The organism is Aquabacterium sp., assembly GCF_044226965.1.
Taxonomy (GTDB): Bacteria; Pseudomonadota; Gammaproteobacteria; order Burkholderiales; family Burkholderiaceae_C; genus Pseudaquabacterium.
On sequence record NZ_JBGAGA010000113.1, the window covers coordinates 1 to 13,348 of the forward strand.

The window sequence follows — 13,348 nt, forward strand, 5'->3', positions numbered from 1 at the left end:
TGGTGGAGACGAGGAGGATCGAACTCCCGACCTTCGCATTGCGAACGCGACGCTCTCCCAGCTGAGCTACGTCCCCGACAAGCCGCGTATTCTAGCAGCAGCAAAAGGCTGCACGAAATCGGCAATGCCGGCTAGAAAGCCGCCTGGGCAGAAACCAAAGGCGCCGCGGGGCGCGCAGGAGGTGGACCGATGGCAGTGCAGGCGGATGCGGCGTGGTACGACGCCCAGTACAACAACCGGGCGCGCGTGCCGGAGGCGTCGGCCATCCTGGCGCGCTGGGCCGAAGCCTCGGCGCTGGCACGCAGCGGGCTGCGGGCGCGGCTGGACCTGGCCTATGGCGAGACGCCGGCCGAGAAGCTGGACGTGTTTCCGGCGCAGCGCCCGGCCTCGCCGGTGCTGGTGTTCATCCATGGCGGCTACTGGCGCGCGCTGGACAAGGCGGACCATTCCTTCATCGCGCCCGCCTTCGTGAAGGCCGGCGCGATGGTGGTGGTGCCGAACTACGCGCTGTGCCCTGCCGTGACGATCGAGGACATCGCGCTGCAGATGACCCGGGCGCTGGCCTGGACCTACCGCCACGCGGCCGCGCACGGCGGCGACCCCGGGCGGCTGGTGGTGGTGGGCCACTCGGCCGGCGCGCACCTGGCGGCCATGCTGCTGGCCTGCCGCTGGAAGGAGGTGGGCGCCGACCTGCCGCAGCGGCCGGTGGTCGGCGCGATCGGCATCTCGGGCGTCTACGACCTCGACCCCGTGCGCCAGGCGCCGTTCCTGCAGGCCGACCTGCAGCTCACGCCCGCCAGCGTGCGGCGCCTGAGCCCGGCCTTCTTCCCACGCCCGCGCGGCCCGCTGTACGCCGTGGTGGGCAGCGACGAAAGTGACGAGTTCATTCGCCAGAACCGCCTGATCCGCGATCAATGGGGTCCGAGCACGGTGCCGGTGTGCGAAACGCTGAACGGCCGCCACCACTTCGACGTGCTGCACGACTTCGTCGACCCCGGCGCCCGCACCCACCAGCTCGCGCTGCGCCTGCTGGGGCTGGATGGTCTCGGCGGCGCCACATAGCCGAGCCCTATGCGCCAAATTGAAGCTTTGTATTGGCCGCCGGCCACCGGACTGGGGTAGGGTTGGGGCGTGCCTTCCCCGGTCGGGGGCGGCCGTGCCGATCCACCATCTCGATCGAAGAGGAGCTAGCCATGGGCTTGAAGGGTTCCAAGACCGAACAGAACTTGAAGGACGCGTTTGCCGGCGAATCGCAGGCCAACCGCCGCTACCTGTATTTCGCAAACAAGGCTGACGTCGAAGGCCAGAACGACGTGGCCGCGCTGTTCCGCTCCACCGCCGAAGGCGAGACCGGCCACGCGCATGGCCACCTCGAGTTCCTGGAAGCCGTGGGCGACCCCGCCACCGGCCTGCCGATCGGCGCCACGCGCGACAACCTGAAGGCCGCCGTGGCCGGCGAAACGCACGAGTACACCGACATGTACCCGGGCATGGCCAAGACCGCGCGCGAGGAAGGTTTCGACGAGATCGCCGACTGGTTCGAGACGCTGGCCAAGGCCGAGCGCTCGCACGCCAACCGCTACCAGAAGGCGCTGGACCAGCTGGTCGACTGATGCAGCCGCAGGCGCGGGCCGCACGGCCTGCGCCCCGTTGATCAGCACAAGGGGCGTCACGCGCCCCTTGTTCGTTAGGGAAGCACGCCCATGAGCACCCGCGAAGGCAACCTCGAAGCCCCCACCCGGCATCCGCTGGACTGGAAGAACCCGCTCTTCTACGACCGCGACGATTGCTACAAGGAGCTGGAGCGCGTATTCGACATCTGCCACGGCTGCCGCCGCTGCGTGAGCCTGTGCCAGAGCTTTCCGACCCTGTTCGACCTGGTCGATGCCACCGACGATGGCGAAGTGCACGGTGTGAAGAAGGAAGCCTACTGGTCGGTGGTCGACCAGTGCTACCTGTGCGACCTGTGCTACATGACCAAATGCCCCTACGTGCCGCCGCACGCGTGGAACCTGGACTTCCCGCACCTGATGCTGCGCGCCAAGGCCATCAAGCATAGCCAGGGCCTGGTGGCCAGCGGCGAGAAGTTCCTCGCCTCGACTGACGTGCACGGCAGCTTCGCGGGCATCCCGATCGTCGTGCAGGCGGTCAACGCGATCAACCGCACCAAGGCCGCCCGTTCGATGATGGACTCGACGCTGGGCGTGCACCCCGACGCGTGGATGCCCGAGCTGGCCACCAAGCGCTTCCGCTGGAGCGCGCAGAAGCAGGGCAGCGCCACCGAGGTCAAGGACGGCCAGCGCACGCCGGGCAAGGTGGCGATCTTCGCCACCTGCTACGTCAACTACAACGAGCCCGGCATCGGCCACGACCTGCTGAAGGTGCTGGAGCACAACGCGATCCCCTACGTCATCGTCGAGAAGGAATCGTGCTGCGGCATGCCCAAGCTGGAGCTCGGTGACCTGAAGGCGGTGGAGCGGCACAAGGACGACAACATCCCGGTGCTGGCGAAGTACGCGAAGGAAGGCTACGCGATCCTCAGCGCCATTCCCAGCTGCACGCTGATGTTCAAGCAGGAGCTGCCGCTGATGTTCCCGGATGAAGCGGACGTGCAGCTGGTGAAGGAGGCGATGTTCGACCCCTTCGAGTACCTGGTGGCGCGCCACAAGGACGGCCTGCTGAAGACCGACTTCAAGCGCGACCTCGGCAAGGTCAGCTACCACATTCCCTGCCATGGCCGGGTGCAGAACATCGGCCGCAAGACCGAGGAGATGTTCAAGCTGATCGGCCAGACCGTGAAGGTGCAGCTCAACACGGTGGAGCGCTGCTCGGGTCATGCCGGCACCTATGGCGTGAAGACGCCCTACCACCCGGTGGCGATGAAGATCGGCAGGCCGGTGTTCAAGGCCATGGCCAAGGACGAGCCCGACGTGATCTCGAGCGACTGCGCGCTGGCCGGCCACCACATCGCGCAGGGCATGCAGGCCGCCGGCACGCCGGCCAAGGCGCTGCAACACCCCTTGAGCCTGCTGCGGCAGGCCTATGGCATGGAGTGAATCCGATGAACACCCGCACCGCGCCCATCACCCGCGACAGCCTGCTGACGCTGGAGGCCTACGCGAAGATCCGCAAGAGCAGCCGCGCCGCGGCCATCGCCCACCGCCGGCTGCGCAGCGTGCAGCTGGGCGAGCACATCACGCTGCAGTTCGAGGACGAGGCCACCATCCGCCGCCAGATCCAGGAGATGCTGCACATCGAGAAGATCTTCGAGGAAGACGGCATCCAGAGCGAGATCGACGCCTACGCCCCGCTGGTGCCCGATGGCGGCAACTGGAAGGCGACGATGCTGATCGAGTACCCCGATCCGCACGAACGCAAGCGCGAGCTGGCACGGCTGATCGGTGTCGAGGACCGCATGTTCGTCGAGGTCGAGGGCCATGCGCGCGTGTACGCGATCGCCGACGAAGACCTCGAGCGCGAGAACGACGAGAAGACCTCCTCGGTGCACTTCGTGCGCTTCGAGTTGAGTGCCCCGATGCGCGAAGCCGTGCGCGCCGGTGCCGCGGTGAAGCTGGGCTGCGATCACACGCACTACCCGGCGCACGTGAGCCTCGCGCCCGAAACGCTGGCCAGCCTGGCCGGCGATCTTCGGGCGGCTTGACCGACCAGCAAGACGCCAGACACATTCGGCCTGGAGACTGGATTGCTGCGGTCCAGCCGGCCGCCGGCTGGCTGGATCACCGGGTCGGACGGGCATCCGGCTTGCCCCTGTCGCGGGCAGGCCGTGCAACGACGCCGCGCCTGCCTCGCGAAGCCAACCGATGAACAACAACAAGCCCGACGCCGCCCCGGTGCCTGCCCCCACCCGCCCGCGCCGACGCTGGCTGGGCAGCCTGGTTGCCGTGCTCGCACTGGCCGGCCTCGGTGGCCTGGCCTGGTACCTCACCCACCGCCCGGCGGCCACCGAAGCGGCCTTCGCGGGCGGGCCCCCCGGCGGACCCGGCGGACCCGGCGGACCTGGCGGGCCGGGAGGCCCCGGAGCCGGTCGCCGCGGCGGCCCGGCCACCACGGTCGGCGTGGCCACCGCCGCGGTGACCGACATCCCGATCTGGCTCGATGCACTGGGCACCGTCACGCCCTCGGCCACCGTCACCGTGCGGCCGCAGGTCTCGGGCGTGCTGAAGGAAGTCCTCTACAAGGAAGGCCAGATGGTGCATGCCGGCCAGCTGCTGGCCACCATCGACGCGCGGCCGTTCGAGATGACGCTGATGCAGGCCGTGGGCCAGCGCATGCGCGACGAGGCCCAGCTGGATAACGCCAAATTGACGCTGCAGCGCTACCAGACCCTGCTGCAGCAGGACTCCATCGCGCGGCAGGATGTCGACACCCAGGCCGCGCTGGTCAAGCAGCTCGAAGGCACGGTGGTGTCGGACAAGGCCGCCGAAGGCACGGCGCGGCTGAACGTGGCCTACACCCGCATCACCGCGCCGGTCAGCGGCCGCGTCGGCCTGCGGGTGGTGGACGCCGGCAACGTCGTGTCGTCCGGCGATGCCAACGGCGTGGCGGTGATCACGCAGTTGGCGCCCATCGATGTCGAGTTCGCGGTGCCGCAGGACCGCGTGCCCGATGTCCAGCGCCGCGTCAGCGTCGAGCACGCGAGCCTGCCGGTCACCGCCTTCGACCGCAGCCGCACGCAGCCGCTGGACAGCGGCAGCTTCTCCACGCTGAACAACCAGGTCGACACCGCCACCGGCACCGTGCGCGCGAAGGCCCGTTTCGCGAACGCGAACAGCACGCTGTTCCCGAACCAGTTCGTCAACGTGCGGGTGCAGCTCGACACGCTGAAGGGCGCGGTCGTCGTGCCCACCACCGCACTGCGCCACAGCAACGACGGCGACTTCGTCTTCGTGCTGAACGAGGACCGCACCGTCTCGCAGCGCAAGGTCAGTGCCGGCCAGGCCAGCGGCGACCGCGTGGCCATTGCGCAAGGCCTGCAGGCCGGCGAGAAGGTGATCACAGAAGGCGCGGATCGTCTGAAGGATGGCTCGCGCGTGCAACTGCCGGGCGACCGGCCGATGGGCGCTTCGGCGCCGCGCGGCATGCGTGGCGCATCGGGCGCCTCGGGCGCGTGGGCCGGCCGTGCGGCCAGCGCTGCCAGCGGCCACTGGGGTGGCGCCGATGGCGCCAGCCGTCCGCGCCGCCATCGCGCCAGCGAAGCCGCCCCGGGCTGAGCGCCCGCAAAGCCCTGGCGATGAGCCCCTCACGTCCGTTCATCCTGCGGCCGGTGGCCACCGCGCTGCTGATGCTGGCCATCGTGCTGTCCGGCCTGGTGGCCTTCCGGCTGCTGCCGCTGTCAGCCCTGCCGCAGGTCGACTACCCGACGATCCAGGTGCAGACGCTGTACCCCGGCGCCAGCCCCGAGGTGATGGCGCGCACCGTCACCGCACCGCTGGAAAAGCAGTTCGGCCAGATGGCCGGGCTGTCGCGCATGGGCTCCAGCAGCGCGGCCGGTGTCTCGATCATCACGCTGCAGTTCTCGCTGGGCCTCACGCTGGACGTGGCCGAGCAGGAGGTGCAGGCCGCCATCAATGCCGGCAATGCGCTGCTGCCGGCCGACCTGCCGGCGCCGCCCGTGTATGCCAAGGTGAACCCGGCCGATGCGCCGGTGCTCACGCTGGCCGTCACCTCGCAGAGCCTGCCGCTGACCGAGGTGCAGAACCTGGTCAACACGCGGCTGGCGCAGAAGATCAGCCAGGTCACCGGCGTCGGCCTGGTCTCGCTGTCGGGCGGCCAGCGGCCGGCCGTGCGCATCCAGGCCGACACGCAGTCGCTGGCCTCGTACGGCATCGGGCTGGACACCGTGCGCAGCGCCATCAGCGCCGCCAACGCCAACAGCGCGAAGGGCAGCTTCGACGGGCCCAGCCGCTCGTACAGCATCAATGCCAACGACCAGCTGGTGACGGCCGAGGACTACAGGAACCTGGTGGTCGCGTTCAGGAACGGCGCGCCGATCCGCTTGTCGAATGTCGCCCGCGTCGTCGACAGTGCCGAGAACGTCAAGCTCGGCGCGTGGGCAAACCTCCAGCCCGCCATCATCCTGAACGTGCAGCGCCAGCCCGGCGCCAACGTGATCCAGACGGTCGACGCCATCAAGCGGCGCCTGCCCGAGCTGCAGGCCGGCCTGCCCGCCGCGCTGCAGCTCACGGTGCTGAGCGACCGCACCACCGGCATTCGCGCATCGGTCGAGCATGTCGAGCTCGAGCTGGTGCTGGCGGTGGTGATGGTCGTGCTGGTGATCTTCGCGTTCCTGCACAGCCTGCGCGCCACCGTGATCGCGAGCCTCGCGGTGCCGATCTCGCTGATCGGCACCTGCGGCGCGATGTATCTGCTCGGCTACAGCCTGAACAACCTGAGCCTGATGGCGCTGACCATCGCCACCGGCTTCGTGGTCGACGACGCGATCGTGATGATCGAGAACATTGCCCGGCACATCGAGCAGGGCGAAGCGCCGATGGACGCCGCGATGAAGGGCGCGACCGAGATCGGCTTCACGATCATCTCGCTCACGGTGTCGCTGATCGCGGTGCTGATCCCGCTGCTGTTCATGGGCGACGTGGTCGGCCGGCTGTTCCGCGAGTTCGCGGTGACCTTGGCGATCACGATCCTGATCTCGGCCGTGGTCTCGCTGACGCTGGTGCCGATGATGTCGGCGCGCTGGCTGAAGCACGACGCGCACCCGCACGGCCTCGGCCAGAGCATCCAGCAGGGCTTCGACCGCGTGATCGCGCGCTACGACCGCGGGCTGCGCTGGGTGCTGGACCACCAGGCCATCACGCTCTGGCTCGCGCTGGCCACCTTCGTGCTCACAGCCGTGCTCTACATCGTGATCCCCAAGGGGCTGTTCCCGACCCAGGACACCGGCCAGCTGCAGGCGCGCCTGCAGGCCGCTCCGACCGTGAGTTATGCGCGCATGGCGTCTCTGCAGCAGCAGGCCGTGCAGGCGCTGCTGGAAGACCCGGCAGTGGCCAACGTGGCGTCCTTCGTCGGCGTCGACGGCGCCAACAACACGATGCTGCACACCGGCCGCCTGCTGATCAACCTGAAGGCCGGCCGCGGCGACGGCCAGCCGGCCATCATGCAGCGGCTGCAGCAGCGCGTGGCGCAGGTGGCCGGCCTGACGATGTACCTGCAGCCGACGCAGGACCTGACGATCGACGCCGAGAACGGCCCGACGCAGTACCGCGTGTCGATCGAAGGCGCGGACGATGCCACCGTCGCGCTGTGGGCCACGAAGCTGGTGCAGAAGATGCACACGCTGCCGCAGCTAGGCAGCGCGGTGACCGACGCCGCTGCACGCGGCGGCGCGATGCAGATCGACATCGACCGCGACACCGCCTCGCGGCTGGGCATCAGCGCCTCGGCGATCGACGATGCGCTGTACAGCGCCTTCGGCCAGCGCATCGTCTCGACCATCTTCACCGAGACCAACCAGTACCGCGTCATCCTCGAGGCGCAAGCCCAGGGGCTGGCCTCGCCGCAGGGCCTGGGCAACCTGCACGTGGCCACCAGTGCCGGCGAGCCGACGCCGCTGTCGGCCATCGCCCGCATCCACGAGGTCGAGGCCCCGCTGCAGATCACCCACGTCGCGCAGTTCCCGGCCGCGACCATCGGCTTCGACACGGCCGACGGCATGGCGCTGGGCAAGGCGGTCGATGCGATCCGCGCCGCCGCCAAAGAGATCGGCCTGCCCGGCAGCGTGAGCCTCACCTTCCTCGGCGCGGCCGGGGCCTACGAGAACTCGCTGACCAACCAGCTGTGGCTGATCCTCGCGGCCATCGTCTGCGTCTACATCGTGCTGGGCGTGCTGTACGAAAGCTACGTGCACCCGCTGACGATCCTGTCCACGCTGCCCTCGGCCGGCGTCGGCGCGCTGCTGGCGCTGATGATCGGGGGCCACGACCTGGGCGTGATCGGCATCATCGGCATCATCCTGCTGATCGGCATCGTCAAGAAGAACGCGATCATGATGATCGACTTCGCGATCGAGGCCGAGCGGCATGAAGGCCGCTCGCCGCGCGAGGCCATCCACCAGGCCGCGCTGCTGCGCTTCCGGCCGATCCTGATGACGACGATGGCCGCGCTGTTCGCCGCGCTGCCGCTGATGTTCGGCTGGGGCGAAGGCGCCGAGCTGCGCCGCCCGCTGGGCCTGGCGATCTTCGGTGGCCTGGTGCTGAGCCAGCTGCTCACCTTGTTCACGACGCCGGTGATCTACCTCGGCTTCGACCGCATCGGCCGCCGCCTGCGTGGCCGCGGCGAGACCGGCCCGGCGCCGCTGGACGAGGCGGCCGACGAGGGCGCGGCGCCATGAACCTCAGCGCGCCCTTCGTGCGGCGGCCGATCGCGACGGTGCTGCTGACCCTCGGCATCGCGCTGGCCGGCCTCGCGGCCTTCTTCGTGCTGCCGGTCTCGCCGCTGCCGCAGGTGGACTTCCCGGCCATCTCGGTCTCGGCCAGCGTGCCCGGCGCCAGCCCCGAGACCATGGCCACCAGCGTGGCCACGCCGCTGGAGCGCAGGCTCGGTGTGATCGCCGGGGTCAACGAGATGACCTCCTCCAGCGGCCGCGGCGCCACGCGCGTGACCTTGCAGTTCGACCTCGACCGCAAGATCGACAGCGCCGCGCGCGAGGTGCAGGCCGCGATCAACGCCTCGCGCGCCGACCTGCCGGCCACGCTGCGCAGCAACCCCACCTACCGCAAGATGAACCCGGCGGACGCGCCGGTGATCATCCTGGCCCTGACCTCGCATACGCGCACGCCGGGCCAGATCTACGAAGCGGTGTCGAACATCGTGCAGCAGAAGGTGGCGCAGGTGCCCGGCGTCGGCGATGTCGAGATCGGCGGCGGCTCGCTGCCGGCGGTGCGCATCGAGCTGAACATGCTGGCGCTCAACCGCCTGGGCGTGCCGATGGAAGACGTGCGCGCCGCGATCCAGGCCTCGAACGCCACCCGTCCCAAGGGCGCGATCGAGAGCGATGAGCGCCGCCTGCAGGTGCAAAGCAGCATGAGCAGCGCGAGCGGCCAGATGGGCCACCGCGCAGCGGACTACCGGCCGCTGGTGGTGGCCTGGCGCAACGGCGCGCCGGTGCGGCTGCGGGATGTGGCCGAGGTCACCGACGGCCCGGAAGACGTGCGCACGCTGGGCCTGTTCAACGGCCGCCCGGCGGTGATCGTGCTGGTCACGCGCCAGCCCGGCGCCAACATCATCGAGACGGTCGATGGCGTGCGCGCGCTGCTGCCGCAGTTGCGCGAACAGCTGCCGCACGACATCGACGTGCAGGTCGCGTCCGACAGCACGCATTCCATCCGCGCCTCGCTGCACGAGATCGAGATGACCTTGCTGATCTCGATCGTGCTCGTCGTGCTGGTGGTCAGCCTGTTCCTGCGCAGCCTGCGCGCCACGGTGATCCCGGCGGTGGCCACGCTGGTCTCGCTGCTCGGCACCTTGGGCGTGATGTACCTGCTGGGCTATAGCCTGAACAACCTGAGCCTGATGGCGCTGACGGTGGCCACCGGCTTCGTCGTCGACGACGCGATCGTGGTGCTGGAGAACACCAGCCGGCACATCGAGGCCGGCATGGACCGGCTGAAGGCGGCCCTGCTCGGCGCGCGCGAGGTCGGCTTCACGGTGCTGTCGATCAGCCTGTCGCTGGTGGCCGTGTTCATCCCGCTGCTGTTCATGGGCGGCCAGCCAGGCCGGCTGTTCCGGGAGTTCGCGGTCACCCTGTCGACCGCGGTGATGATCTCGCTGCTGGTCTCGCTGACCACCACGCCGATGATGTGTGGCTGGTTGCTCAGGTCTGACACGCAAAAGGCGCGGCCACCGGGGCGGCTGGCGCGCGCCGCCGAATGGGGCTATCAGCGGGTGCTGAACGGCTACGCGCACAGCCTGGACTGGGCGCTGCACTCGGCCTGGCTGGTGATGGCCATCCTGCTGGCCGTGATCGGCCTCAACGTCTGGCTGTTCATTGCCGCCCCCAAGGGCTTCTTCCCGCAGCAGGACTCGGGCCAGATCAGCGGCGGCCTGCGCGCCGACCAGAGCATCTCGTTCCAGGCCATGCAGGCCAAGCTGCGGCGGCTGGTCGAGATCATCCATGCCGACCCGGCGGTGGACACCGTGGTCGGCTTCACCGGCGGCTCGCGCGCCGGCGGCGGCTTCCTGTTCGTGAACCTGAAGCCCCTGCCCCAGCGCGGCATCGGCGGCCAGGCGGTCATCGCGCGGCTGCGCCCGCAGCTGGCCACGGTGCCGGGCGTGAGCCTGTTCCTGAACCCCGTGCAGGCGCTGCGCATGGGCGGCCGGCAGAGCAACTCCACCTACCAGTACACGCTGAAGAGCGACAACGCCGCGGACCTGAAACTCTGGGCACGGCGCCTGGCCGACGCAATGAAGGCGCAGCCCGAACTGCTGGACGTGGACACCGACCAGCAGGACAACGGCGTCGAGAGCTTCGTGACCATCGACCGCGACACCGCCGCGCGACTGGGCATGACCAACCGTGACGTCGACAACGCGCTGTACGACGCCTTCGGCCAGCGCCAGGTGGCCACCCTGTACGACGAGCTGAACCAGTACCACGTGGTGATGGAAGTGGCGCCCGGCTACACCCAGAGCCCGGCCGCGCTGCACGACGTGCAGGTGCCCTCGCGCTTCGTCGGCAACGCCACGGTGGCCGCCGGCAGCAGCGCCAATGCCGGGCTGCGCGACGCGTCCACCGGCGCGGCGGTGAACACCACGGTGCGCGCGATGGTGCCGCTGCCGGTGGTGGCGCGCTTCGGCGAGGCCGCCGCGCCGAGCAGCGTCAACCACCAGGACGGCGAGCTGGCCACCACCATCTCGTACAACCTGGCAGAAGGCGCCACCTTGTCCGACGCACGCGCCGCCATCGCGCAGGCCGAGGCCGACATCCGCCTGCCGACCAATGTACGCGGCAGCATGCAGGGCACCGCCGCCGCGTTCCAGCAGTCGCAGAGCCAGCAGCCGCTGCTGATCTTGGCCGCGCTGGTGGTGATCTACATCGTGCTCGGCGTGCTGTATGAAAGCCTGGTGCATCCGATCACCGTGCTGTCCACGCTGCCCTCGGCCGGCGTCGGCGCGGTGCTGGCGCTGCTGATGTTCCGGCTGGAGTTCTCGCTGATCGCGCTGATCGGCGTGTTCCTGCTGATCGGCATCGTCAAGAAGAACGCGATCCTGATCATCGACTTCGCGCTCGAGGCCGAGCGCGCGCGCGGCCTCACGGCGATCGAGGCGGTGCGCGAGGCCTGCCTGCTGCGCTTCCGGCCGATCCTGATGACCACGCTGGCCGCCGCGCTGGGCGCGCTGCCGCTGGCCATCGGCTTCGGCGAAGGCGCCGAGCTGCGCCGGCCGCTGGGCATCGCGATCATCGGCGGCCTCGTCGCCAGCCAGCTGCTGACGCTGCTGACCACGCCGGTGGTCTACCTGCTGTTGGACAAGCTGCGCCGCCGCGGCGCCCACGAACGACTGCTCAGCCGCGCGGGCGCCGCGGCGGCGGAAAGCACCCCATGAGCCAGCCCCTGCGCTTGACCTCCTTCCGCCGCGCGCCGCTGGTGCTGGCCTGCGCGCTGGCGCTGCTGGCCGGCTGTGCGCCGCTGCCCGAGGCGCCGGCAGCACCGGACATCGCCAGCCCCGCGCACTTCAAGCAGACGGTGCCCGGCTGGATGCAGGCCGCGCCGGCCGATGCGCTGGCGCGCGGGCCCTGGTGGCAGCTGTTCCAGGACCCGGTGCTCGATGCGCTGGTGCCGCGCGTCGCGGTCTCGAACCAGAACGTCGCGGCCGCGGCCGCCGCTTTCGCGCAGGCGCAGGCCCTGGTGCGCGAGCAGCGTGCGTCGCTGCTGCCGGTGGTCGGCGCCACAGTCAGCGCCAACCGCAGCGGCGGCGGCGGCGACACGCGGACGACGTCGCGCTACCAGCTGGGCCTGGCCGGCAGCTGGGAGGCCGACCTGTGGGGCAAGCTGCGCGGCACTGTCGGTGCGGCCGAAGCGCGCGCACAGGCCAGCGCGGCGGACCTGGCGGCGGCCACGCTGTCGGCCCAGGCCGAGCTGGTCGGCGACTACCTGTCGCTGCGCGAGACCGAGGTCGAGGTTGGGCTGCTGCGCACCACGATCACGGCCTACGAGCGCTCGCTGCGCATCACCCGGAACCGCTACGAGGCCGGCATCGCACAGCGCAGCGACGTGCTGCAGGCGCAGACCCAGCTGGCCAACGCCCAGGCCGACCTGGCCGGGCTGGAGCGCCAGCGCGCGCAGCTGGAGCATGCGATGGCCGTGCTGGTGGGCCAGGCACCGGCCGACTTCACAGTGGCCGATGCCAGTGCCGTGGCGGCCGTGCCCGCGATACCGACCGGCCTGCCGGCCGAGTTGCTGCAGCGCCGGCCGGACATCGCCGCCGCGGCGCGACGCGTCACGGCGGCGAATGCCTCGATCGGCATAGCGCAGGCCGCTTACTTTCCGAGTTTGAACCTCAGCGCCAGCGGCGGTGCCGGCGCGGCGCGGCTGTCCGATCTTTTCAATGCCTCGGCCTTCACCTGGTCGCTGGGCGTGGCCGTCGCGCAGGGCCTGTTCGACGGCGGCGCACGCTCGGCGCGGGTCGACGAGGCCAAGGCCGCCTGGGAGCAGTCGGTCGCGCAGTACCGGCAGACGGTGCTGGCGGCGTTCCAGGATGTCGAGGACCAGCTGGCTGCGGTGCGCGTGCTGGAGCAGCAGGAGGCGCTGCGCCGCCAGGCCTCGACGGCTGCCGACCAGACCGAGCAGCAGGTGCTGAACCGCTACAACGCCGGCCAGGTGGGCTACACCGAGGTCGTCGCTGCCCAGGTCTCGGCGCTGAACGCGCGGCGTGCGCTGGCCCAGGTGCTGGCCAGCCGCCAGGCCGCGGCGGTCGGCCTGATCCGCGCGCTGGGCGGCGGCTGGCGCGCGCCGTCCTAACTTGGATTCGGTGCGGCCTGCGTCAGCCGCAGGCGCAGCAGGCTCTCGCCGCTGTAGATCAGCAGCGCGGCCCATATCAGCGCGAAGCCGATGCCGCGCGCCGGGTCGAAGGGCTCGTGGTAGACGAACACGCCGAGCAGGAAGCCGATGGTCGGGCCCAGGTACTGCAGCAGGCCGAGCGTGGCCATCGTCACGCGGCGCGCGCCGGCGGCGAACAGCAGCAGCGGGATCGCGGTGAAGGGGCCGGCCAGCAGCAACCAGATATCGAGGCCGAGGTCACCGCGCGCGAACACGCCGCGCCCGCTGGCGTGGAACCACAGCAGCACGCCGATCGTCAGCGGGGCCAGCACCAG

General features: G+C 70.2%; 9 protein-coding genes and 1 tRNA gene. 8 read left to right on the forward strand and 2 right to left on the reverse strand.

From position 1 onward, the window contains the following. Positions 1–76 (reverse strand) — tRNA-Ala (locus tag ACILR4_RS28210). A 113-nt stretch (positions 77–189) separates the two neighbouring features. Between ACILR4_RS28210 and ACILR4_RS28215 the strand changes: the two genes are divergently transcribed. The 8 genes from ACILR4_RS28215 to ACILR4_RS28250 all read left to right on the forward strand — a co-directional run bounded on the left by ACILR4_RS28215 (position 190) and on the right by ACILR4_RS28250 (position 12,995). After that, a complete protein-coding gene (locus tag ACILR4_RS28215) occupies positions 190–1,062 on the forward strand; it encodes an alpha/beta hydrolase (RefSeq protein WP_395704222.1) in 873 nt (290 codons plus the stop codon). A 131-nt stretch (positions 1,063–1,193) separates the two neighbouring features. After that, positions 1,194–1,613, forward strand: coding sequence for a rubrerythrin family protein (locus tag ACILR4_RS28220; protein ID WP_395704223.1), 420 nt, complete (start codon positions 1,194–1,196; stop codon positions 1,611–1,613). A 90-nt stretch (positions 1,614–1,703) separates the two neighbouring features. Then, positions 1,704–3,056 (forward strand): (Fe-S)-binding protein, encoded by a 1,353-nt coding sequence (locus ACILR4_RS28225; RefSeq protein WP_395704224.1) that lies wholly within the window; start codon positions 1,704–1,706, stop codon positions 3,054–3,056. A 5-nt stretch (positions 3,057–3,061) separates the two neighbouring features. Then, on the forward strand, positions 3,062–3,661 hold the full coding sequence (locus ACILR4_RS28230) for a DUF3501 family protein (RefSeq protein ID WP_395704225.1): 600 nt from the start codon (positions 3,062–3,064) through the stop codon (positions 3,659–3,661). A 160-nt stretch (positions 3,662–3,821) separates the two neighbouring features. Continuing rightward, positions 3,822–5,231, forward strand: coding sequence for an efflux RND transporter periplasmic adaptor subunit (locus ACILR4_RS28235; protein WP_395704226.1), 1,410 nt, complete (start codon positions 3,822–3,824; stop codon positions 5,229–5,231). Between the two features lie 20 nt (positions 5,232–5,251). Then, the gene (locus ACILR4_RS28240; RefSeq protein WP_395704227.1) at positions 5,252–8,368 is read left to right on the forward strand and encodes an efflux RND transporter permease subunit; all 3,117 of its coding nucleotides are present in this window, start codon (positions 5,252–5,254) and stop codon (positions 8,366–8,368) included. After that, the gene (locus ACILR4_RS28245; RefSeq protein ID WP_395704228.1) at positions 8,365–11,580 is read left to right on the forward strand and encodes an efflux RND transporter permease subunit; all 3,216 of its coding nucleotides are present in this window, start codon (positions 8,365–8,367) and stop codon (positions 11,578–11,580) included. The genes ACILR4_RS28240 and ACILR4_RS28245 overlap by 4 nt, the downstream gene beginning before the upstream one ends. After that, on the forward strand, positions 11,577–12,995 hold the full coding sequence (locus ACILR4_RS28250; protein WP_395704229.1) for an efflux transporter outer membrane subunit: 1,419 nt from the start codon (positions 11,577–11,579) through the stop codon (positions 12,993–12,995). Before ACILR4_RS28245 ends, ACILR4_RS28250 begins: the two co-directional genes overlap by 4 nt. Here ACILR4_RS28250 and ACILR4_RS28255 read toward each other — a convergent pair. Then, positions 12,992–13,348 (reverse strand): EamA family transporter (locus ACILR4_RS28255; RefSeq protein ID WP_395704230.1); only part of this gene is annotated, 357 nt, incomplete at its 5' end. The genes ACILR4_RS28250 and ACILR4_RS28255 overlap by 4 nt on opposite strands.

Bases quoted from the DNA above. Each gene is read 5' to 3' on its own strand.
- ACILR4_RS28215 (WP_395704222.1), top strand. From the start codon at position 190: ATGGCAGTGCAGGCGGATGCGGCGTGGTACGACGCCCAGTACAACAAC.
- ACILR4_RS28220 (WP_395704223.1), top strand. From the start codon at position 1,194: ATGGGCTTGAAGGGTTCCAAGACCGAACAGAACTTGAAGGACGCGTTT.
- ACILR4_RS28225 (WP_395704224.1), top strand. From the start codon at position 1,704: ATGAGCACCCGCGAAGGCAACCTCGAAGCCCCCACCCGGCATCCGCTG.
- ACILR4_RS28230 (WP_395704225.1), top strand. From the start codon at position 3,062: ATGAACACCCGCACCGCGCCCATCACCCGCGACAGCCTGCTGACGCTG.
- ACILR4_RS28235 (WP_395704226.1), top strand. From the start codon at position 3,822: ATGAACAACAACAAGCCCGACGCCGCCCCGGTGCCTGCCCCCACCCGC.
- ACILR4_RS28240 (WP_395704227.1), top strand. From the start codon at position 5,252: ATGAGCCCCTCACGTCCGTTCATCCTGCGGCCGGTGGCCACCGCGCTG.
- ACILR4_RS28245 (WP_395704228.1), top strand. From the start codon at position 8,365: ATGAACCTCAGCGCGCCCTTCGTGCGGCGGCCGATCGCGACGGTGCTG.
- ACILR4_RS28250 (WP_395704229.1), top strand. From the start codon at position 11,577: ATGAGCCAGCCCCTGCGCTTGACCTCCTTCCGCCGCGCGCCGCTGGTG.